Origin of the sequence: Tateyamaria sp. (assembly GCF_039945315.1) — a bacterium.
GTDB lineage: Bacteria > Pseudomonadota > Alphaproteobacteria > Rhodobacterales > Rhodobacteraceae > Tateyamaria.
This window is the reverse complement of the sequence record NZ_JBDUXB010000038.1, coordinates 93,914-114,732: the sequence shown is the minus strand read 5'-3', so window position 1 is coordinate 114,732 and position 20,819 is coordinate 93,914. Positions and strand designations below refer to the sequence as shown.

The following is a 20,819-nucleotide window of genomic DNA, read 5'->3' as shown; positions in this document are numbered from 1 at the left end:
CCCCACGCGGCCCGTAGTCTTGGCAGGTCACAGCGAATCCAAGCCCGAGGCCCATGACAGACGCAAATCCCAAATATCAGGTTCTGGCGCGCAAATACCGGCCGGAAACCTTCGCCGATCTGGTCGGACAACACGCCATGGTCCGCACGCTGAAAAACGCGTTTGAAGCGGACCGCATCGCGCAGGCCTTTGTGATGACGGGTATCCGGGGTACGGGCAAAACGACCACTGCACGGATCATAGCCAAAGGCATGAACTGTGTCGGGCCAGATGGGAACGGCGGTCCCACCACTGATCCATGTGGAGAGTGCGAACCCTGTCGCGCCATCATGGAGGGACGGCACGTGGATGTGTTGGAGATGGACGCCGCCTCGAACACCTCCGTCAACGATATACGCGAAATCATCGACTCGGTGCACTACCGCGCGGCGTCCGCCCGTTACAAGATTTACATCATCGACGAAGTGCACATGCTTTCGACCAGCGCCTTTAACGCGCTGCTCAAGACGCTTGAGGAACCGCCCGAGCACGTCAAATTTATCTTTGCGACAACCGAGATTCGCAAAGTGCCCGTGACGGTTCTGTCGCGTTGTCAGCGGTTTGATCTGCGCCGGATCGAGCCCGAAGTGATGATTGCGCTTTTGAGCAAGATCGCAGGCGGTGAAGAGGCGCAAATTACAGATGACGCGCTTGCGCTGATCACCCGCGCGGCCGAAGGGTCAGCGCGTGATGCCACGTCGCTGCTTGATCAGGCCATCAGCCATGGTGCCGGTGAAACGACAGCGGATCAGGTCCGAGCTATGCTGGGGCTGGCGGACCGTGGCCGCGTGCTTGATCTGTTCGACATGGTGCTGAAGGGCGATGCGAATGGTGCGCTGACCGAGTTGGGCGCGCAATATGCCGATGGGGCCGACCCGATGGCGGTGCTGCGCGATCTGGCCGAGATCACCCATTGGGTGTCGGTGGTCAAGATTACGCCAGAAGCCGCCGAAGACCCCACCATCTCACCCGATGAGCGCAGCCGTGGTCTGGCCATGGCCGAGACACTGCCGATGCGGGTTTTAACTCGGTTGTGGCAGATGCTGCTCAAGGCGCTGGACGAAGTTGGAATGGCCCCAAATGCGATGATGGCCGCCGAAATGGCGATCATTCGTCTGACCCATGTGGCCGACTTGCCCAGCCCGGAAGAATTGGTGCGCAAGTTGCAGAACGCGACGCCCCCTGCCCCCACCGCACAGACCACGCCCGTCGGAGCGCCCTCGGGTGCGCAGGCTGTTGTGCAGGCGCAGACACGGATGGCGTCAAACCCGAACGCGGCGGGCCATACCACGGCCCTTGCGCAAAATGTGGAAGCCGCCCTTGCCCGATTTCCAACCTTCGAGCACGTGTTGGAACTGATCCGCGCCAATCGCGACGTTAAACTGCTGGTCGAGGTTGAGACCGGTCTGCGCCTTGCCGCCTATCAGCCCGGCAGGATTGAATTTGTCCCCGCAGACAACGCGCCAAGGGACCTTGCGCAAAGGCTTGGTCAACGTTTGCAATTGTGGACGGGCAATCGCTGGGCCGTATCGGTTGTGAACGAGGGTGGCGCGCCGACGGTGGTCGAAGTGCGTGATGCCGCCGATCTAGCACTCAAAGAGGCAGCGATCGCGCACCCGTTGGTTCAGGCCGTCATGGCAAGCTTTCCCAAGGCCAGCATAACGTCCATCCGCACCGCACAAGAGATTGCGAATGCCGCCGAAGCCGAAGCGCTGCCGGAGGTCGACGATGAATGGGATCCGTTTGAGGAAGACTGAGAGCGTCGGAACGTATCAACACATGCACCTCCGGCTGCGAGCGTTGCATCCAAAGACCAATGGAACCGATGACTGATCGGATGTTTCAATGAAACGACTGACCCTTTTGATTTCGATACTCCCGGGATCCGCACTGGCTGAAGTGTGCGACAAGGTTCGTCCATTGTGGACACCTGGCGCGCAAGCGACGAGCTGGGACGAGCTGATTGGATTGATGGGAACGCCCCCTTCGCTCATCCTTCTGGTCCTGTCCGCTTTGGCGGTGCGCTTTCGTCACCAGTGGGGGGCACTGGTCGTGGTCTTGCTGTGGACGGCTTGGGTTTCGGTCGTGGCGCTGGTCGGGTTGGACAGTGAAACGCAAGCTTTGGCGATCGCCGAAGGCTGTATCGGCTCGCCCGTCTTGTTCATCGCGGTTGTGGCTGCGATATGTGGTGGCATGATCCTTTATACTGCGCCGCGCGAAACGCGGCTCTGAACTCAACGGAGACCTCAAAATGCTCAAAGGCCTAGGCGGGCTCGGCGATATGGCCGGGATGATGAAAAAAGCCCAAGAAATGCAGACCAAGATGGCGCAGATGCAGGACGATCTGCACGGGATCACTGTCACGGGTGAAAGCGGTGCGGGCCTTGTGAAGGCGACAGCGACTGCCAAGGGCGAACTGACCAGCCTCGACATCGATCCATCCATCTTTAACGGCGACGACAAGGAAGTGGTCGAAGACCTAATCCTTGCCGCAATCAAGGACGCGCAAACCAAGGCCGGCGAACGTGCGCAGGAAGAAATGGGCAAACTGACAGAGGGCATGGGGTTGCCTGCCGGGATGAAACTGCCTTTTTAAGGATCCCGTAGTCTTTGCGAACCATCCTTTGCCATAGGAATGGGCAACGGAAGTGATGCGTCATCGCCGTCGTGGTTTTCAGAACGAAGGCGGCGGTGATAAAGTTGCCGAAAGGCGAACAAAATCACCAGAAACACGGCGTAAAGCGTGAAGGCAATGCTCAGCCGGGCCATACCTTCTTCAAAGGTCAAACTGCGCCCAACCCCGCCGTTTCTGCGTACCCCGCCCCCTTCAACACCCGTCGCCTCGCGGGTGCCGCTGGCGCTGTGCACGCCATTGGAACACTCGAGTTCAACCGCTTCGTTCAGTCGACTGGTGTCCGCGCAAGTCGGGATCAACCTTGAGGCCGCGGCCATCCGCAAGAGCACCCGCCGCCGCGAGCACGCGCCGCGCTGCACGCAAATCCCCGCGCCTGATGTCACCCGACATCGACGTCAGCATCGCGTCCGGCGGCATGTGATCAAGGGCACGCCGCAAGGTCGAACGCACAAACGCACCAACCTCCCCCCCGCGATCCAGCTGTTCGATCAGGGTGTTGTTAACCAGACGAAATGAATGAGGATACGCGCACGCCATCGCCGCCCCGGACATCACTGTCCAGGCGATCAAAGTGCAGTACAATCGCAAAATGTGCGGCATATCTCCTCAACACAAAGGTCAATTTGTCGGCACTTTGCACGGAACCTATTGAGAACAAATGAATCAGCACAAAGCAATCTGCGCTTTCTGTCCTGAACAATCGGCAATAGAGTCCTGCACATGAGCAGTACCAAGGACATAGACGCGCTGATCGAAATGATGGCCAAGCTGCCCGGGCTTGGTCCGCGTTCGGCTCGGCGCGCAGTGCTGCACCTGATCCGAAAACGTGCGCTGTTGCTGACACCCCTCGCGGACGTGATGCAAATCGTCGCTGCTACAGCACGCGAATGCATAAACTGCGGCAATGTCGGCACCACGGACATATGTGACATCTGCACCTCGGAAAAGCGCGCCACGGGCGAGCTATGTGTGGTCGAGGATGTCGCCGACCTTTGGGCGATGGAGCGGTCGGGCGTCTTCAAGGGCCGCTATCATGTGCTGGGCGGCACCCTGTCCGCGCTAGATGCCATTGGCCCGGACGAATTGCGCATCCCGCGCCTTATTGACCGGGTAGAGACCGAGGGCATCTCGGAAGTGATCCTTGCTCTTAACGCCACAATCGATGGGCAAACTACGGCCCACTACATTGCGGATCAGCTTGAAGGACAGGTGCGCCTTACCTCACTCGCCCAAGGTGTGCCGATTGGGGGAGAGTTGGACTATCTTGATGACGGCACTATCACTGCCGCCATGCGGGCCCGCAAAGCATTGTAGCGCATCAAACCACACATGAACGCCACCAACACACGTTTGTTTGGCCTCAAATCGTCGCCTGCTAAAAGCGGAAAAATCAGCCGGCGTAGGTTTCAAATCCTGAAATCGCAGCCTGCAACCCGGCATCGGTGACGTCCTTGTGCAGCACGAGCCGGGTCGTACCTGTCGCGCCGCTTAGACGCACACCTTTTGTTGCCATATGCTGTTGCAAGTCAGGCGTCACTCCGCCGGTTGGTGTGAAAAAGATCATGTTGGTCCCTTGGCTTACGTCGCCATAGGCGGACAGTGCCTGCCCCAGACGTTCCGCCCGCATCCGGTCTTCGGCAAGACGGTCAACGTTGTGCGCAAGAGCGTGCAGGCCAGCAGCAGCCAGAACTCCTGCTTGCCGAGTGCCCCCTCCCAGCATCTTGCGCCAGCGACGGGCACGATCGATCAGATCGCGAGGACCAACAAGCACCGACCCGACCGGTGCGCCAAGCCCTTTGGACAAGCAGATCGAAACGGTGTCAAAGATCCCCGCCAGATCCGTCTCGGCGCAGCCCAGCGCCTCGACAGCATTGAAAAACCGGGCCCCGTCCAGATGGACGGACAACCCGGCATCGCGCGCAGCCTCTGCCGCAGCCTGACAACGCTCAAGAGGGACGGCCATACCATTGTGGGTGTTCTCCAGCGTCAGTAGCCGCGAGATGGCATGATGCGAGTCGTCTTCTTTGACGGCCGCCCGGATGATGTCCGGCTCCAATGCTCCGTCCTGCGCGACCGGCTGCGGGTCCAGCGCAATCCCGCCTAACACAGAAGCCCCCGCCGCCTCATATTTCCAGATGTGATAATCGCGCCCTGTAATAATCTCTTCGCCCCGCGCGCAGTGGCCGAGCAGACCGACAAGATTGCTTTGAGTTCCCGAGGTCAGAAACAGCCCCGCCTCTTTGCCCAAACGTTCAGCAAGGGTTGCCTCAAGCCGATTGACGGTCGCGTCTTCTCCGTAGACGTCGTCGCCCACCTCAGCATTCGCCATAACGGCGCGCATAGCGGCATCCGGGGACGTGACGGTATCGCTGCGCAAATCGCAGATGATCGGAACAGCCGGGGCCTCTTTCAGAGCGGCATACTGGTTCATCGGGCAACCCTTTTGATGAAACGAAAACGGACGCGCCTAACTTAGGCGCGCCCGTTCAAATGATAAAGCTTGGGTTTGTGATCAGGGCTGTTCGTCTTCGTCCGACCCATCCCCTTTGGGCAGGTTGAACAGGCTGTCTGCGTCCACAAGGGTTGATTTATCCTCATCGTCCTCGTCCGAATCCACGTCCATGGAGAGCGAGAACGTCTCAAGCCCCTCGATGGCGGTTGGGATCTTGGGCTCGGCTTCCATGCCCAGAGACTGTTCTGTGCTGACCAGCTTGCGGCGCTCATCATCAGACATTACAGGGCTGTCGGCGGCCTTCTTCGCGGCGGCTTTTTGTACGGCGGCGTCCAGTTCCGATTGCTTGGTCAGGCCAAGGGCAACCGGGTCTACGGGCTGAATATTTGAGATGTTCCAATGGCTGCGGTCACGAATCGATTGGATCGTCGGCTTGGTTGTACCCACCAGTTTGGAGATCTGACCGTCCGTCAGTTCGGGGTGGAATTTCACCAGCCAATAAATCGCGGCAGGGCGATCCTGACGCTTGGACAGTGGAGTATAGCGAGGACCACGGCGCTTTTCTTCACCAGCAGCGGCGGCATAGAATTTCAGAGCCAGCTTGTGGAGCGGGTTCTTTTCGCCAGCGTCGATTTCTTCTTGCGTCAGCTGGTTGTTCGTAATGGGATCAAAACCTTTGACGCCCGCAGCAACATCGCCATCAGCAATGCCCTGAACTTCCAACTCATGCATTTCAACAAAGTCAGCAATCTGTTTGAAGCTGAGGGTTGTGTTGTCCACCAGCCAGACGGCGGTGGCGCGTGCCATGATCGGTTTTGCCATTTCTAGTGCTCCTTCGCGCATATCTTTCCCGTCGCCTGAAATAGGCGGCCTTGCTTGGCAAGGCGGGTTTCCGTTGTGGGGGAACTTGGACGCCGTATAAGTGGCAGCGCGGAAAAAGGAAAGCCCAATGCGTATTCTGTTGATCTGGCTATGTATGGCCTTGCCCGTCATTGCTGACGGGGAAAAGGCGGGAACGTTCGATTACTACGTCCTCAGCCTCAGCTGGTCGCCCAACTGGTGCGCCTATGAAGGGGATGCCCGCGGATCGGATCAGTGCAACGCGCGCCACGATCACGGGTGGATCATGCATGGGCTTTGGCCGCAATTCCATCGTGGGTATCCGTCCTATTGCCCAATGTCTGAACGCGCGCCATCGCGGGGCATGACAGCCGGGATGGCAGACATCATGGGCACGTCCGGCCTGGCCTGGCATCAATGGAAAAAACACGGGGTATGCTCGGGCCTGTCCGCCCGCGACTATTATGCTTTATCGCGCGAGGCTTATGGCCGTGTCGTGCGTCCTGCGGTTTTTCGCAACCTTGATCGCGAAGTCAAACTGCCCGCTTCCGTGGTGGAAGAGGCCTTTATTCAGGCCAATCCGGACATAGAACCCGACGGGATCACAATCACTTGTCGCGACGGTTATATTCAGGAGGCGCGGATTTGCCTGTCGCGAGGTTTAGATCCGGTGCCCTGCGGTCAGGATGTCGTGCGAGATTGCAAGGCCCGGGACGCCCTATTCACTCCGGTCCGTTGACGGCGCCCACCCCGGCGCGCGCATCATATAGCGCCACGCTTCTCCCCAAGTGCGCGCAGCACGCATGTCGCGCCACAGGCCGGGCAATTCGGAAAACCAAACCTTAATCGGATTTCGACTGTCAAAATCGCGCTTCAGACCATAGCGCGGGGTTTCGTCTTCGGGTTGGTAGGTGCCAAAAAGCTGATCCCAGATGACGGTAATCCCACCATAATTCTTGTCCAAATACTTGTCGTCGCATCCATGATGCACGCGGTGGTTGGACGGGCTGTTCATCACCAGGTCAAAGCCGGGCATTTTCCCCACCAACTCTGTGTGTATCCACGTCTGGTAGGCCAGCACTACGATGATCCCGAAAAAGACCATCTCAGGAGAAAACCCTATCAAAACCAACGGCATATGCGCGATCAGGCTCCATACACCTTCAAGAGGTCCAAACCGTATCCCAGTGACGATGTTGTATTCGCGCGACGAATGGTGGACTGCGTGTTGCGTCCTCAAAAGCCGCACTTCGTGGGCGATCCGGTGTTCCCAATAGTATGTAAAATCTGCTGCGATCAGCGCCAGAACCACCGACCACCACGTTAACGGAATGCTCCAGCTGACCAGCGTCTCTGACAATACATAGTAAAGGCCGTAAGCAAAGGTCAGTACAAACACTTCCATCAGGATCGAAGGGATCTGAGTCGACGCACTCACCGCCATTTCCGCAAGAGAGCGACCTTTATGAGCCCCTTTGAAGCAAACTTCGGCCACTTCGATGAGCAGGACTGCACCCCCGATCAGAAAGAAAGCTTCATCAATTCTGCTGCCCAGCGTTTTCAGCATGTCCAGAGTCATGGCTTCAATCCTTCTGTAAGAGTGCGCCACGCCAGATCAGCCGCTTGCTTTGGCGTCGCGTCACCTGCTGCGACCATCGCCCAACCGGCGTAGATTAGGTTGTTGTAGGCCTGCACGATCCACGCCGTCGGCACGTGCTCGGCAAATGTGCCTTCCGCCTTGGCGGCCTCGATATCGCTAGACAGGTCACGATCCTGCGCTGCGTACACTTCGATCACGCGTGGATCGTTGCTGGCCGCTTCGGTGGCGAGAAACATGTGGAGCGCTGCGAGCGGCAGGATCGCAGCAAGGGCAAAGCGCAACCCTTCTGTGTATGTCGTACATTCGGCCACTGCCGCTTCGGCGGCAGCGTCCAACTCTTGCGCGGCGGTCAGGGTCAGGGCGACCATCAAGTCATCGCGGCCCGCAAAGTAGCGATGCAGCGTCGCGCGCCCGACACCGGCCTGTGTGGCCACTTCGGCCAAAGACGCACCAGGATTTTGACTGAACACATCGAAGGCCGCGTTCAGAATGACAGCTCGTTTTGATACACTTTTGTCTCGCATGAGACAAAAGTGTATCACTTGGTAGCGAAATTCAAGACAGTGCGTTCAACATTTTTGATTGGAGAGTGATTTGGATGATGCGGACCTATCCGCCCGCAACTTCCAGTACGATCTTGCCGATGTGGCCCGAGCTTTCCATCCTCACATGCGCCGCTTCCGCTTGCTCCAGCGGAAACTCAGAGTCCATCACCGGCCCAATACGTCCAGCCGCCAGAAGCGGCCAAACCGCTTCGCGCAAATCCTGAGCGATCCGGGCCTTGGCCAGGTCGCTTTGCGGACGCAAGGTGCTGCCCGTCATGGTCAGGCGGCGGGTCATGAGCTGGACCATGTTCAACTCGACCTTGGGTCCCTGAAGAAAGGCGATCTGGACCAAGCGCCCATCGTCGGCGAGGGCGTTCAGGTTCCGTTGGATGTATTCACCGCCAACCATGTCGAGGATCAGGTTTGCGCCACCTTGCGCCTTCATCACCTCGACAAAGTCCGCATCCTTGTAGTTGATCGCAACTTCGGCCCCCAGATCGCGGCAGGCCGCACACTTTTCTTCTGAGCCAGCAGTGACGAAAACCCGTGCGCCAAAATGGTTGGCCAGTTGGATTGCCGTGGTGCCAATGCCGCTCGACCCGCCGTGGATCAGGAAACGCTCGCCGCCTTGCAGGCCGCCGCGTGTGAACACATTGGACCAGACGGTAAAATAGGTCTCTGGCAGGCAGGCGGCCTCTTTCAGACCCATGCCATCGGGCACAGGCAAACAATGAGCGGCCGGAGTTGCGACGTACTCCGCATATCCACCGCCCGGCAGCAACGCGCACACAGTATCGCCCACGGACCACCCACTGACGCCCGAGCCAATCGCCACGATCGTCCCGCTTGCCTCAAGGCCGGGCAAGTCGCTTGCCGTTGGGGGCGGATTGTAAAGCCCCGCGCGCTGCAAAGCATCAGGGCGGTTCACGCCGGCCCAGGCCACCTTGATCACCACCTGACCGTGTTCCGGCTCAGGTCTTGGCCGCTCGACCACTTGCAAAACCTCAGGCCCGCCGGGGGCGCTGATTTCAACTGCTCGCATCTGTTCAGCCATCTGATCCGCTCCTTTTTGCGCAACGTACCCTTATTCAGATCGGGAAAGAAACCCAAATGCTCATCGCTGCGCTGATCCTGAACACCGCCATCCTTGCGCCCGTGATCTGGGCCCTCAGCACTGGATCGCCCTACATGGATGCGGCCTTTGGCCCAGAGACTGACGCCCGGCGCATTTTGACCTGTGTTTATGGAGCGATTGCAGTTGTGAGCGCTGCACTGATCGCCCTGCATAGCGTCGGGCACCCGTGGGCTATACAAATGACGCTGGCTCTGTTTGGCGTGCAGGTCAGCTACAAACTTGCCACTGTTTGGGTCGTCGGTTCGTCCAATCCGGTGGTGATGACAAACGTTCTGGTTATTGTAGTTCAGATTGCGGCGGTGCTAGTCACACTGCGCGCCGGGCTACTTGCCGCGTGAGCCCCACGTGCCGGGCAAATCAGGGTTCGACATACGCGATGGCGCTTTGATCTGACCCAACAGCCAGTTGGGTCCGGCAAGCAGACTGCTCAACGCTTTGCTGTCACGCACTTGCGCCTTGACCTTTTCGATCCGCATCACGTCTTCGATACGCCGATCAAGAAAAGCCCACGTTGCCTGATTGTCTGGGCTGTCGTCACCCAACCAATAGAGCACCGTCGCACTATACACCCCGGCGAGAGTGGCCCGCTTTGTATACCAGTTCACGTCGTCGGATGTGTCGCCCAGCGTATCCCAGATTTTGTCCGCAGTGCCCCAAATGGCCTTGGCTCCATCGGCGGCATGCATCGGCAATGCAAAAAGCGTGGTGCCGCGTCGCACGGCCTCCTTGTCGCTCACAGCCTCAATGCGAAACCGGACCCCTGCCGCAATCTTTTCACTAAACCGTTGCGGTAGTTCATCGGACTTCAGACGTGCCACCATCTCGGCATCCCCGCGCGCATGATAAGCGAGCGCCAGATCGATTGCGCCGCGTGGGCACACCGCCCGGGCCATCGCCCATTCTACACCAGCATCCGTTGCCGCGGCCTTGAACGTCGTCTCTGACCAGCCGTCAAAGGGGACATGCATCAATGCGGCATCCAGAAGCGCATCTTTGGTGGTCTCGTAAGGCGTTGTCATGGCAATCTCCTGCTCAACGGGTACTAGACAAACTAGGGCACACTTGCTATGTGCCCACTTCCTGCAAATCCTTGCAACTCGAAACTAGAAAGGTGGTGACAACCACATGCAGGTTAGTGTTCGCGACAACAATGTCGATCAGGCCCTCCGGGCTCTGAAGAAAAAGCTCCAGCGCGAAGGCGTTTTCCGTGAAATGAAGCTCAAGCAACATTTCGAGAAACCGTCCGAGAAAAAAGCGCGCGAGAAAGCTGAAGCGATCCGCCGTGCCCGCAAGCTGGCACGCAAAAAAGCGCAACGCGAAGGTATGATGTAAGTCACACCAACAGCGACGCTGAAAGAACATCAAAAACCCCGGAGCCGCGTGGCTGCCGGGGTTTTTCATTGGCGAGGACTGGGTGCCCTTAGCCGGACACTGCCACGTTCCGCGGCCTTCTGTTTTGATACTGCAGAGACACACGTGCATTATTTGCCGCGCAATGAACGTAATTCCGCCACCAAAAATGAAGAAACTCGATTGTTAAGGTGTTTGTGTCATAGAAGAGCCAGAAGCAGTCCGTGGGTGCTCCGCCAAGGTGTGAAGAAGCAACCCGCGTGAGGAGGGAAAAATGCTTGCACGCGTTATCTTGTTAGTCTGCGGTCTCTGTTTTTTGGGGCCGAGCGTTATGGCGCAAAGCGATCGCGTGGTCGCGCTGGTGGTCGCCGGCGACGACGGCGAGAACCGAGCCGACGCTTTTCAGGCGCAACTGCAAACCATTGGCGCAGAAACGTTGCGCGCCCAATCTGCAAACAGCACGGAATTACGCTCGCTCCTCAAACGGTTTGCCGGTGAGGCCGCCGATTCCCGCGCTGCGCTGGTCTACATTGATCTCCCAATCGTGACCTTCGAAGGACGCGCCTTTGTATTGCCGTCTGGGTCGGAACTGAATAAGGCCACTGACTTGTTCACCCGGTCGATCCCGTTACAGGCATTTGCGCGATCCTCCGTTCAGGCCGCACAGGGAGGTTCAGTCGTGGCAACTGTGGCGGCGACGCAGGATGATCTGCCCACTGATCTGTCGCTTGCGACCGCAGCACCTCAACCGGCCACCGGATCAAGCCCGATCCTTTTGGCGGCCCCAGACGCCTTTGGCCCGATACTGGACATTTTGGCCACTGCGGCCCCACTGGACACAGTCGAGCTTGGGGCGCTTCTGAATGCGATGGCCCGGGTTGAGGGTGCCACGCTATCCGATGTGCAACCGCGCCCCGTCTTTCTGAAACAGCCTGCCGTGGCCGAGGAGGATGTCGAGGTCGCTGCGGTTACGCCCGTGCTAAAAGAACCTGCAAGCCCGACTGACGAAGCCGAAACCCGAGAAGAACTGGAAGCGCTGGAACAGTCCCTTTCACGATCAGCAAAGCGGTCTGTCCAACGGAATTTGCGCACTCGCGGTTTTTATCGTGGCTTGGTCGACGGCAGTTTCGGCCCCCAAACCCGCGCCGCCATCAGCGCTTATCAGAACAGCCGTTCTGAAGAACAGACCGGCATACTCACCCGCCGCCAATTGACCGATCTGAGCACTTGAACGCATCCGGCGGCAGACAGACCGCTACACCGCACATGTTAAGGACACCGACCCATGGGCCTGCGATTTAAATACAACCTTGTTCTGCTTCTTGCCTGTCTTCTGGGCCTCGCCGGAGCTGCGGGCATCTCTTATACAATCGTCCAGCGTTTCGCGGTTGAGGAAATTAAGCACTCCATCAACATCATTCACGCCAATGCAAATGCCGTGCGCTTTCACACAGTTCGAAGCGTCACGCCGCTTTTGTCCGAAGATAATGACATCTTGTTCCTGCCAGAGACGGTGGCCTCTTTCGCAGCGCAGTCTGTCTTTGCCCGCATGCAGGAAGAGTTCCCGGAATACAGCTACAAGGAAGCCGCGCTGAACCCGACCAACCCCGCAGATCTGGCCAACCCACTCGAAGCGTCCATGATCCTTGACTTTCGGGCGGATGCATCGCTGACCGAAGTCTCGACCGTCGTCGAGAATGAGAACGGGCGCTTTCTGACGATGGCGTACCCTATTACCGTGACACAAGAAGGCTGCCTGCGCTGCCACTCAACCCCGGAGGCGGCTCCGCCCGCCATGGTCGATCTCTACGGGTCTGAAAACGGCTTTGGATGGGAATTGGGAGAGACCGTTGGGGCGCAGATCATCTCGGCCCCCATGTCACTGGTTGAGCAGCGCACCTGGGAAACTGGTGTGGTCCTGATCGCCGGCCTGTCGACCGTTTTCCTGTTTGTTTTTGCTTTGACGAACCTGATGCTGGGTCGGATTGTTCTAAAACCCGTGCGGCAGATGTCGACACTTGCTGAACAGGTCAGCATGGGCGATTTTTCAGTGCCTGAGTATCAAAAACCTGGCAATGATGAAATCAGCTCGCTGACCAAGTCCTTCAACCGGATGCGCCGCAGCCTCGAACAAGCGATGCGAATGATCGATGACTGAAGTTACAGTCCTAGCCCCGAATGGCGGCCGCCGGTTCATCGGCAAATACATGGTCCAAAGCGTCCTAGGTGAAGGGGCAATGGGCGTGGTCTATGCAGGCGTTGATCCCGACATTCAGCGCCCTGTCGCGATCAAGACGATCCATGGCCACCTTTTGGGCACCTCTGCCGGAGACGATCTGCTGGAACGTTTCAGCCGCGAGGCGCGCGCAGCGGGGCGTGTGTTACACACCAATCTCGTAACGATCTTCGATTTCTTGCTGGAGGATGGCGTGCCCTACCTCGTGATGGAACGGGTGCGTTCGGTCACGCTCAAGGATCACTGCAACGCATCCTCGTTGTTGTCGCTGGACGACATCCACAGCATTCTGAAACAAATGCTGGCTGGTCTGACGGCAATCCACGCAGCAGGAATCGTGCACCGCGACATGAAGCCGGCGAACGTGATGCTGGCCGAGGATGATACCGTCAAGCTGACCGATTTCGGGATCGCGCGACTGACCTCTATGGAGGCCACGAATGCCGGCATGATCGGCACGCCGTCTTACATTTCGCCAGAACAGATGATGGGTCACCCCGTCGACGCGCGCGCCGACATCTACGCGACCGGCGTGATGCTTTATGAATTGCTGACCGGGCGCAAACCCTATCCGGGTGGCGGTATGGAAGCGATGTTCAACGCGGTGCAGAATGACACGCCGGTGCTGCCGAGCGTTCTGGTTCCGGAGCTCCCGCCCGCGTTGGACAAGGTCGTGATGAAGGCGATGCAGATCGACGCTGACAAGCGGTTCGCAGATGCCGCCCAGATGCGAGCGGCGATCGACGCTGCGTTGTCCGGCGCGGATCCAACCACCATGATTAGAGTGATGCCACAGGTCCCCACTTCGGGCAGTGAGGCAACATCCGGCACAATGCTGACCCAGCTGAGTGGACAGACTCTGCGCGAAGTCGAGCACCACCTGACGACCAGCATGGGGCCGATGGGAAAAGTCATCGCACGGCGTGTGGCCGGCAGCGCCCGTAATGCCGAGGAACTGATAGACGCCGTACTGCAGGACATTCCTACACAAGACGAAAAGGATGCGTTGCGGCTCAAAATTCAATCTGCTCTCAAGACGGGCGGGTCGGTATCCTCTGCCGGGTCTGCCCAATCCGCCGTGACCAGTACCCTGCCACCGGACGGAGTCGCGGCCCTCGTCAAATTACTGACGCCTCATCTGGGCCCCATCGCTCCCGTGCTTGTGAAACGACAAGCAAAAACGGCGGCGACGTTGACCGTACTTGCCAACGAGGTGGCTGAACATATCGGCGACCCTGACGAGCGGCGTAGCTTCCTGGGTGCGGCAGCCCACCTCATGGAGTGACAAAGCCGCGGGGTTCATTTTTGCGGGTTATCTCATTGTGCAAGCATCGGTTGCCAGAAGCAAAGACACCCTCTGTCAGACAGGCAGTGCAGTCGTATTTAAAACTGTGCGCAACGCAAAACTGCTTTGCATCTGCGCCACACCCGGCAACCGGGCCAAATGCTGACGGTGAATTCGAGCGAAGTCGTCAGTGTCTTCGGCCACAACTTTCAGGATATAATCCGCAGTGCCGGCCATCAGATGGCATTCAAGCACATCTGGGATGCGCGAAACGGCCTTTTCAAACGCTTCCAAGACTTCGTCGGTTTGTCCCTGCAGCGTGATCTCAACAAAAACTGTCGTCGGTACGCCCATTTTGCGTGCGTCCAGCAAGGCGACATAGTCACGGATGTAACCTGCTTCCTCTAACCTCTGAACCCGCCGATGGCAGGCCGATGGTGACAGGTGGACCGTCTCGCTGAGGTCTGCGTTCGACAACCGGCCTTGCCTTTGCAATGCCGACAGAATGCGTCGATCCGTTGAGTCGAGTGTCATTGGCGCTCGTTTCTTCGAAGAATTTATACTTTAACGCAAATATATTCTATGTTTGCGCCTAAACACGAACGTTATTTCGCGATCAATTGCAAGCGGAAGAGCCTAAGGTATTTCCTGCAACTAAAGGACATCAATATGCATATCGGCTGCCCAAAAGAGATCAAACCGCAAGAATATCGTGTGGGCCTGACCCCAAACGCCGCGCACGAGGCTGTCGTGCACGGCCACAAAGTGACTGTAGAAACCAGCGCAGGCGACGGTGCGGGATTCCCAGATCAAGCCTACATTGATGCAGGCGCTGAAATCGCGGGCAATGCGGCGGACATCTTTGCCGCAGCGGATATGATCGTAAAGGTCAAGGAACCTCAGCCGGTGGAGCGGAAAATGCTGAGGGAAGGGCAGCTTCTTTTTACCTATTTGCATCTCGCTCCGGACCCGGATCAGACCAATGACCTCCTTGAGTCTGGTTGTACGGCCATCGCCTATGAAACCGTAACGGATGCCGCTGGTGGCCTGCCACTTCTTGCGCCCATGTCTGAAGTTGCAGGCAAACTCGCGCCTCAGGTTGGTGCGTGGACATTGCAAAAGGCCAATGGCGGGCGCGGCGTACTGATGGGTGGCGTGCCCGGTGTGGGCCCGGCCCGCGTCGTCGTGATCGGTGGTGGTGTCGTGGGCACCCATGCGGCTCGTGTGGCGGCGGGCATGGGGGCAGACGTTACGGTTCTGGATCGGTCGCTGCCACGGATGCGGTATCTGGACGATGCCTTTGGAACTCAATTCAAGACCGGCTTTGCCAGCGCAGGCAACACTGCAGAACTGGTCGCTGCCGCAGATATGGTTGTTGGTGCTGTACTGATACCCGGCGCAGCTGCGCCCAAACTTGTAACACGGGAACAATTGGGCACGATGAAACCGGGTGCGGTCATGGTGGATGTGGCTATTGATCAGGGCGGTTGCTTTGAAACGTCGCACGCCACCACACATGAAGACCCGATCTACGACGTGGACGGCATCATGCACTATTGCGTTGCCAATATGCCCGGGGCCGTCGCGCGAACCTCGACCATCGCGCTGGGGAACGCGACAATGCCATTCATGCTGGCTCTCGCTGACAAGGGTTGGAGACAGGCCTGCGAAGATGACGCGCACCTGCTAGCGGGCCTTAACGTGCACGCGGGCAAGTTGACCTATTACGCCGTGGGCCGCGCACTGGGGATCGACGTTTTGGCCCCTTCACTGGCGTTAAAGTCCTAGTCGGACAAAAACGCAGAACGCCACCCCATTTCATTGGAGTGGCGTTCGCTGTTTTGGGAGCCGAAGGCGGGTTAGCCTTACTTGGCCAGCGAGTCCCGGATTTCCATCAGGATATCCAATTCACTCGGACCAGCAGGTGCCTCTTCCGCCGCCTCTTCTTTCTTGGCAGCCGCGTCTTTGATCTTGTTGACGTTGCGCACCAGCATGAAAACCACAAAAGCGATGATCAGAAAGTTGATGATCGCCATAATGAACGACCCATAAGCGAACACAGCCGCCCCTGCTTCCCGCGCAGCCTCAAGCGAGGTACCCGCCGCGACATCACCCGCAAGCACGACATACATGTTGGTAAAGTCGATACCGCCCATGAACAAACCGATGAACGGGTTAATCAGATCGGCGACAAGTGAAGCCACGATCGCAGTAAACGCCGCCCCGATGATAATACCCACAGCCATGTCCATGACATTGCCCTTGGCGATAAAGTCTTTGAATTCATTTAGCATTTTTTGTTCCTTACTCACACTGTCCCAACACGAATTTGCTTATCCGTGCGCTGATGAACACTGGATAGCACACTGGCGGACACCTCAAAGGGTACTTTGGCGCCACTTTTCCCCTATGTCAGTCGGGTACAATCAGGAGACACCCCAATGGCTGACCTCAGCGCCTTTCCGATCACCCAAAAATGGACACCGCAGAACCCCGACGTCTTGCAGCTTTTTTCTTTTCCCACGCCAAACGGGGTCAAAGTGTCCATCGCACTGGAGGAAATGGAAATCCCTTACGAGGCCCATCTGGTCACGCTGGCTGATGCAGATGTCAAAAGCCCGGAGTTTCTGTCCCTGAACCCGAACAACAAGATCCCCGCCATCATTGATCCGAACGGACCCGACGGTACGCCGATCGGTCTGTTTGAATCCGGTGCCATCCTGATCTACCTGGCCGAAAAATCTGGCAAATTGATGGGTCAATCGGCCACGGAAAAAGCCAAAACTATCCAATGGCTCATGTTCCAGATGGGCGGCTTAGGCCCGATGCTGGGTCAGATGGGCTTTTTCGTCAAATTCGCAGGCAGCCAGTGGGAAGATAAACGCCCGCAACAGCGCTATGTGAGTGAAGCCAAGCGGCTGCTGGCGGTGTTGGAGAAGCAGCTTGAGGGACAAGACTGGGTGACCGGACAGTACTCCATCGCCGACATTGCAATCGCCCCTTGGCTCAATGCACTCAACTTTTACGAATCCAGAGACATGGTTGGCTGGGACGATCACAAGAACCTTGTCGCCTATCTGGACCGGTTCATGGCGCGCCCAGCAGTGGAAAAAGCGAAAAACATCCCGCCGCGCCCCTGACAGATTGCGTGGTGCAGCCTTGCTCAGGTTGCGCCACGCATCCCGGCCGAAATCTTCTCGGCCATCATAATGGTCGGCGCGTTGGTATTCCCACCCAAAAGGCGGGGCATCAGTGACGCATCCACCACACGCAAACCTTTCAAGCCATGTACACGACCCGCAGGGTCGGTGACCGCCATATCATCATGCCCCATCCGGCATGTTCCGACAGGGTGGTAAATGGTGTCAGCGCGCACCCGGATATCAGCCTCCAAAGCCGCATCACTGCCATCATGCGCATAAAGCTTTTTTCCTCGCCAGGGATCGAGCGGCGGCGCGTCCAGTATACGCTCCATACTGCGCGCGCCTTTCATCAGCAGATCCAGATCGCGTGAGTCATCCAGATAATTCGGATCAATGCGCGGTGGGCGCCCCGGATCAGAAGACTGCAACCCCACCTGCCCGCGACTGTATGGGCGCAACACGCAGACATGGCAGGAATAGCCAAAGCGCAGGTGGATCTTGCGCATGTGCTGATCCACGATCCCCACCACGAAGTGCAGTTGCAGGTCCGGACGGGTAACGCTCGGGTCGGAATTCAGGAATGCGCCACCTTCGGCAAAGGGGGACGCAAATAGGCCAGACCCATCCTTGCGCCAGCGCAAACCGGCTCGGGCCAGATCCATGAGGCCCTTGGGGCCAAGTCCAACAACGTCATCGCGCTTGGAATGATAGCTGATGATGTAGTCGAGGTGATCCTGCAGGTTTTGTCCTACACCCGGCAATTCGTGGACGACCTCGATGCCATGGGCCGCAAGCTCGTCGCGCGGCCCAATCCCCGACAGCAGCAACAGATGCGGCGAGCCAAAGGCGCCGCCCGACAGAATGACTTCGCGCCCCGCCTCCACCAGCTTGATCTTTCCGCCATGTCGCATGCGCACGCCAACAGCGCGCCCGTCTTGCATTTCGACCTTTTGCGCAACCGCACGGGTCAGCACCGTCAGGTTTGACCGGGCCATCACCGAAGCCGTCAGGTAGGCTGCTGCCGCTGAACATCGCTCACCCTTGGCCGCTCCGGAATGGGCCTGTGTCACCTGATAAAGGCCGATACCTTCTTGTTCCGGCCCATTGAAATCCTCGCGCAGGGGCACCTGTACCTGCGTGCCAGCCTCGACAAAGGCATGGCTGATTGCGCGCGGCTCGGACTGGTTTGCGACTTGCAGCGGCCCATCTACACCGTGCAGATCATCCGCGCCCCGCACGTTGCCTTCAGACATCTTGAAATAAGGAAGGACGGACTCCCAATCCCAGCCCGTTGCGCCCAAGTCCGCCCACTCGTCATAATCGCGCGCATGTCCGCGAACGTAGAGCATGGCATTGATTGCGCTGGACCCACCAAGCCCTTTTCCACGCGGTTGAAATCCACGCCGTCCGTTCAGTCCGGGCTGAGGCTCAGTGTGGAAGGCCCAGTTGTTGATCTTTGGCCGCCCCGAAATCATGCCTGCCACGAGCGCGGGGGCGCGCACAAACAGGCTGCGACCGTCGCCGCCTGCTTCGATCAGGCATACGGAAACATTGGCGTCCTCGCTGAGCCGCGCGGCCATCACGCACCCGGCAGAACCGCCGCCGACAATGACGTAGTCATACTTCATGCTGTCCCCCCGAAATGGTCTTTAACATGAAAAACTGGAGACCAGACCGGTACCTACTTTGGAAGCGCGCTTGTCAAAACATAGCGCAAGATATCGACAACCTGCGCAGGTTCCTGAGCAACGGCAAGGGCTGCGGCATCCACCTCTTTCAAAGCGTGGGCATGATCCGGGCCATGCAAAACGATCAGCGATTTTCCCAAAGCGGCGGCATAGCCCGCATCAAAGGCCGCATTCCATTGCTTGTACTTCTCACCAAAACGCACAACGACCACATCGGCATCCGCGATCCCCTTGCGGGTGCGAATGGCATTCACCATCGCGCCCTTGTGGTCATGCCAGTACTTGTTGGGTTCCTCACCCAGAATGGCCACACCACAATCATCGCTCGCCGCATGATCCGTGACAGGCGCGTTGAACGTAACATCCAGCCCTTGCGCTCCATTGATGATCTGTTCGCGCCAGTCTGTGTGGATTTCACCTGAAAGATATACGTTCAACATCCGCTCGTTCCCTTCGTTTGCAGTCAATTACCTGAATGTACCAGACGCCATGCATATCAAACCATAGCCCTCACACGTCCAGTTGCTTTTTTAATGTGACGGCTTAATCATGCTGGGGCGTATTTGAATGTATGTCCCGTAATGGGAGACCGTGCAGCAAAGGCCTGATGTGATCCAAATTGGTGCCATAGGAAGAGCCAAATGATGAAAGTAAATCCAGCCGGCAGGGCCTTTGCCCAGCTGCTTTTTGTGCTTCTGCTGTTTGGCGCAACCGCTGCTTCCGCCCAGGGTTTGGAAGACCGCGCCAAAGATGTTTGTCGTGCCGAAATGACCGGGGAACGTGCCGCCAGCAACCTGCGGGACATGAAAGTGCGCTGGCGAAACCAGATCCCCTTTGTGTATGGCGCCGCGGATTTTGACGATATCAAGAACGTTAAATTCTTTTGTCAGGTCAACAAAAACACGGTGGGCATGGTCCGCTACCTTGTCAGGGCCCCGCGCGCGGCAAGTGGCAGGGCTTGGGTCGCGACCAGGCCGCATGGTTCCCAACCAGAAGAATTGGAACTTGATGCTGCCGCAACCACGCCTCCGCCTGCCGACGTGCCTGACCCGAAATTCATAACCGTGCCGCAAAGTGATGGGCAGGATGGGTTGGACACGGACTCAACCGCAACCACGCCGTCGAATAAAGATTCGACTGGAGCGCACTTTATCCGCGTACCGGAATCTGACTAAGGTCAGCAGGCAAGCCTTACACCCTGCCGGGCCGCGCGCGGATCGAAATCGTCAGACCCGTTTGGCAACGACGAAATGGTTGGGCGGACGCACCGGGTAATTTCCGGTCTCAACGATATCAAAATCGGCCCGCGCGATGTCTGCTTCTAGGTTTGCGATCGTTTCAAAGCGGACAAACGGCGCTTTGCCCATCCATTGCATCAGCGGAATGGCGCGTTTCATCAAACTAAATTTGAAGCCCAAAGACCCCTCACCCAAGCAGGGGCTTTTTAAGATGAGCAGACCACCGGGGGCCAACAGCTCGTGAATGCGGGCATAGGCTCGGGGCGCATCCTCCACGAGATGAAACAGGTTGAAGCCCATAACAACGTCAAATGACCCGTCCTTGAAGGATGGATCGAACACATCGGCGCAGTCGAATTCCACGTTCGGTTTGCCATCGCGCGCTTTGGCCTGCTCGATCATGCCATCCGCGAAATCCGTGGCGACGATGCTGTGGGCATGCTCTGCCAGACGCAAGGCGTTGCCTCCGGTTCCGCATCCCAGTTCAAGAACCCGGGCGCCCTTTGGCATGTGTGCCAGTACGCGGTCCAGAGTTGCCTCATAGGCATCCATGTTGGAAATGGGCGACGCCGCATATTTTTTGGCGATCTTGCTCCAGAAGTCTCGATTGGGTTTCATGGGTCATCTCCTTTC

Annotated in this window: 27 protein-coding genes; 14 read left to right on the top strand and 13 right to left on the bottom strand. The window is 57.9% G+C overall.

Going from position 1 to position 20,819, the window contains the following annotated elements; translation table 11 throughout:
* Nucleotides 1-53 precede the first annotated feature (53 nt).
* The 3 genes from ABJD00_RS12135 (at nt 54) to ABJD00_RS12125 (ending at nt 2,635) form a co-directional block, all read left to right on the top strand.
* Nucleotides 54-1,796, top strand: a complete 1,743-nt coding sequence (locus ABJD00_RS12135) for a DNA polymerase III subunit gamma/tau (protein WP_413833392.1) — start codon at nt 54-56, stop codon at nt 1,794-1,796.
* An 88-nt stretch (nt 1,797-1,884) separates the two neighbouring features.
* Nucleotides 1,885-2,271 carry a hypothetical protein gene (locus tag ABJD00_RS12130; protein WP_413833390.1) on the top strand — a complete coding sequence of 129 codons (387 nt, stop codon included), beginning with the start codon at nt 1,885-1,887 and terminating at the stop codon, nt 2,269-2,271.
* A 19-nt stretch (nt 2,272-2,290) separates the two neighbouring features.
* Nucleotides 2,291-2,635 carry a YbaB/EbfC family nucleoid-associated protein gene (locus ABJD00_RS12125; protein ID WP_413833388.1) on the top strand — a complete coding sequence of 115 codons (345 nt, stop codon included), beginning with the start codon at nt 2,291-2,293 and terminating at the stop codon, nt 2,633-2,635.
* On the opposite strand, the gene ABJD00_RS12120 is transcribed toward ABJD00_RS12125, so the two are convergent.
* Entirely contained in the window at nt 2,632-2,991 is a 360-nt protein-coding gene (locus tag ABJD00_RS12120) for a hypothetical protein (RefSeq protein WP_413853727.1), read from the bottom strand. The two genes, ABJD00_RS12125 and ABJD00_RS12120, sit on opposite strands and share 4 nt — an antisense overlap.
* Nucleotides 2,927-3,274 (bottom strand): hypothetical protein, encoded by a 348-nt coding sequence (locus tag ABJD00_RS12115; protein ID WP_413833386.1) that lies wholly within the window; start codon nt 3,272-3,274, stop codon nt 2,927-2,929. Before ABJD00_RS12115 ends, ABJD00_RS12120 begins: the two co-directional genes overlap by 65 nt.
* Nucleotides 3,275-3,394: 120 nt before the next feature.
* Between ABJD00_RS12115 and recR the strand changes: the two genes are divergently transcribed.
* On the top strand, nt 3,395-3,988 hold the full coding sequence (gene recR, locus ABJD00_RS12110) for a recombination mediator RecR (protein WP_413833384.1): 594 nt from the start codon (nt 3,395-3,397) through the stop codon (nt 3,986-3,988).
* A gap of 76 nt (nt 3,989-4,064) precedes the next feature.
* On the opposite strand, the gene ltaE is transcribed toward recR, so the two are convergent.
* Together ltaE and ABJD00_RS12100 are read right to left on the bottom strand one after the other, a co-directional pair.
* Nucleotides 4,065-5,105 (bottom strand): low-specificity L-threonine aldolase, encoded by a 1,041-nt coding sequence (gene ltaE / locus ABJD00_RS12105; RefSeq protein WP_413833382.1) that lies wholly within the window; start codon nt 5,103-5,105, stop codon nt 4,065-4,067.
* A gap of 81 nt (nt 5,106-5,186) precedes the next feature.
* Nucleotides 5,187-5,948 (bottom strand): DUF1013 domain-containing protein, encoded by a 762-nt coding sequence (locus ABJD00_RS12100; protein WP_413833380.1) that lies wholly within the window; start codon nt 5,946-5,948, stop codon nt 5,187-5,189.
* 127 nt (nt 5,949-6,075) lie between these two features.
* Here ABJD00_RS12100 and ABJD00_RS12095 point away from each other — a divergent pair, with 127 nt between their 5' ends.
* The gene (locus ABJD00_RS12095) at nt 6,076-6,705 is read left to right on the top strand and encodes a ribonuclease T2 family protein (RefSeq protein ID WP_413833378.1); all 630 of its coding nucleotides are present in this window, start codon (nt 6,076-6,078) and stop codon (nt 6,703-6,705) included.
* Here the strand turns inward: ABJD00_RS12095 and ABJD00_RS12090 are convergent.
* The 3 genes from ABJD00_RS12090 to ABJD00_RS12080 all read right to left on the bottom strand — a co-directional run bounded on the left by ABJD00_RS12090 (nt 6,685) and on the right by ABJD00_RS12080 (nt 9,165).
* Nucleotides 6,685-7,545 (bottom strand): sterol desaturase family protein, encoded by an 861-nt coding sequence (locus ABJD00_RS12090; RefSeq protein ID WP_413833376.1) that lies wholly within the window; start codon nt 7,543-7,545, stop codon nt 6,685-6,687. The two genes, ABJD00_RS12095 and ABJD00_RS12090, sit on opposite strands and share 21 nt — an antisense overlap.
* A complete protein-coding gene (locus ABJD00_RS12085) occupies nt 7,542-8,090 on the bottom strand; it encodes a TetR/AcrR family transcriptional regulator (RefSeq protein ID WP_413833374.1) in 549 nt (182 codons plus the stop codon). The genes ABJD00_RS12090 and ABJD00_RS12085 overlap by 4 nt, the downstream gene beginning before the upstream one ends.
* Nucleotides 8,091-8,175: 85 nt before the next feature.
* Nucleotides 8,176-9,165 (bottom strand): NAD(P)H-quinone oxidoreductase, encoded by a 990-nt coding sequence (locus ABJD00_RS12080; RefSeq protein ID WP_413833372.1) that lies wholly within the window; start codon nt 9,163-9,165, stop codon nt 8,176-8,178.
* Between the two features lie 56 nt (nt 9,166-9,221).
* Here ABJD00_RS12080 and ABJD00_RS12075 point away from each other — a divergent pair, with 56 nt between their 5' ends.
* Nucleotides 9,222-9,584, top strand: a complete 363-nt coding sequence (locus ABJD00_RS12075; protein ID WP_413833370.1) for a hypothetical protein — start codon at nt 9,222-9,224, stop codon at nt 9,582-9,584.
* On the opposite strand, the gene ABJD00_RS12070 is transcribed toward ABJD00_RS12075, so the two are convergent.
* Nucleotides 9,570-10,265 (bottom strand): COQ9 family protein, encoded by a 696-nt coding sequence (locus tag ABJD00_RS12070; RefSeq protein WP_413833368.1) that lies wholly within the window; start codon nt 10,263-10,265, stop codon nt 9,570-9,572. The genes ABJD00_RS12075 and ABJD00_RS12070 overlap by 15 nt on opposite strands.
* A 106-nt stretch (nt 10,266-10,371) precedes the next feature.
* On the opposite strand from ABJD00_RS12070, the gene rpsU reads away from it, so the two are divergent.
* The 5 genes from rpsU (at nt 10,372) to ABJD00_RS12045 (ending at nt 14,117) form a co-directional block, all read left to right on the top strand.
* A complete protein-coding gene (rpsU, locus tag ABJD00_RS12065) occupies nt 10,372-10,578 on the top strand; it encodes a 30S ribosomal protein S21 (RefSeq protein WP_007118112.1) in 207 nt (68 codons plus the stop codon).
* Nucleotides 10,579-10,626: 48 nt separating this feature from the next.
* Nucleotides 10,627-10,860, top strand: a complete 234-nt coding sequence (locus tag ABJD00_RS12060; RefSeq protein ID WP_413833363.1) for an alpha-E domain-containing protein — start codon at nt 10,627-10,629, stop codon at nt 10,858-10,860.
* Nucleotides 10,861-10,927: 67 nt separating this feature from the next.
* The gene (locus tag ABJD00_RS12055) at nt 10,928-11,827 is read left to right on the top strand and encodes a peptidoglycan-binding domain-containing protein (protein ID WP_413833361.1); all 900 of its coding nucleotides are present in this window, start codon (nt 10,928-10,930) and stop codon (nt 11,825-11,827) included.
* 54 nt (nt 11,828-11,881) lie between these two features.
* Complete coding sequence (locus tag ABJD00_RS12050; protein ID WP_413833359.1) at nt 11,882-12,754, top strand: DUF3365 domain-containing protein; 873 nt, start codon at nt 11,882-11,884, stop codon at nt 12,752-12,754.
* A complete protein-coding gene (locus ABJD00_RS12045; RefSeq protein ID WP_413833357.1) occupies nt 12,747-14,117 on the top strand; it encodes a serine/threonine-protein kinase in 1,371 nt (456 codons plus the stop codon). The genes ABJD00_RS12050 and ABJD00_RS12045 overlap by 8 nt, the downstream gene beginning before the upstream one ends.
* Nucleotides 14,118-14,192: 75 nt before the next feature.
* On the opposite strand, the gene ABJD00_RS12040 is transcribed toward ABJD00_RS12045, so the two are convergent.
* Nucleotides 14,193-14,651, bottom strand: a complete 459-nt coding sequence (locus ABJD00_RS12040) for an Lrp/AsnC family transcriptional regulator (protein WP_413833355.1) — start codon at nt 14,649-14,651, stop codon at nt 14,193-14,195.
* Nucleotides 14,652-14,786: 135 nt separating this feature from the next.
* Here ABJD00_RS12040 and ald point away from each other — a divergent pair, with 135 nt between their 5' ends.
* On the top strand, nt 14,787-15,905 hold the full coding sequence (gene ald / locus ABJD00_RS12035; protein WP_413833353.1) for an alanine dehydrogenase: 1,119 nt from the start codon (nt 14,787-14,789) through the stop codon (nt 15,903-15,905).
* A gap of 77 nt (nt 15,906-15,982) precedes the next feature.
* Here ald and mscL read toward each other — a convergent pair whose 3' ends face one another.
* Complete coding sequence (gene mscL / locus ABJD00_RS12030; protein WP_413833351.1) at nt 15,983-16,411, bottom strand: large conductance mechanosensitive channel protein MscL; 429 nt, start codon at nt 16,409-16,411, stop codon at nt 15,983-15,985.
* 147 nt (nt 16,412-16,558) lie between these two features.
* On the opposite strand from mscL, the gene ABJD00_RS12025 reads away from it, so the two are divergent.
* Complete coding sequence (locus ABJD00_RS12025) at nt 16,559-17,257, top strand: glutathione S-transferase family protein (protein ID WP_413833349.1); 699 nt, start codon at nt 16,559-16,561, stop codon at nt 17,255-17,257.
* 23 nt (nt 17,258-17,280) lie between these two features.
* On the opposite strand, the gene ABJD00_RS12020 is transcribed toward ABJD00_RS12025, so the two are convergent.
* Both ABJD00_RS12020 and ABJD00_RS12015 read right to left on the bottom strand, forming a co-directional pair.
* Entirely contained in the window at nt 17,281-18,888 is a 1,608-nt protein-coding gene (locus ABJD00_RS12020; protein WP_413833347.1) for a GMC family oxidoreductase, read from the bottom strand.
* Between the two features lie 53 nt (nt 18,889-18,941).
* Nucleotides 18,942-19,388 (bottom strand): YtoQ family protein, encoded by a 447-nt coding sequence (locus tag ABJD00_RS12015; protein ID WP_413833345.1) that lies wholly within the window; start codon nt 19,386-19,388, stop codon nt 18,942-18,944.
* A 204-nt stretch (nt 19,389-19,592) separates the two neighbouring features.
* Here ABJD00_RS12015 and ABJD00_RS12010 point away from each other — a divergent pair, with 204 nt between their 5' ends.
* The gene (locus ABJD00_RS12010; protein WP_413849620.1) at nt 19,593-20,123 is read left to right on the top strand and encodes a hypothetical protein; all 531 of its coding nucleotides are present in this window, start codon (nt 19,593-19,595) and stop codon (nt 20,121-20,123) included.
* Between the two features lie 51 nt (nt 20,124-20,174).
* On the opposite strand, the gene ABJD00_RS12005 is transcribed toward ABJD00_RS12010, so the two are convergent.
* Nucleotides 20,175-20,804, bottom strand: a complete 630-nt coding sequence (locus tag ABJD00_RS12005; RefSeq protein ID WP_413833341.1) for a class I SAM-dependent methyltransferase — start codon at nt 20,802-20,804, stop codon at nt 20,175-20,177.
* Nucleotides 20,805-20,819: the final 15 nt, after the last annotated feature.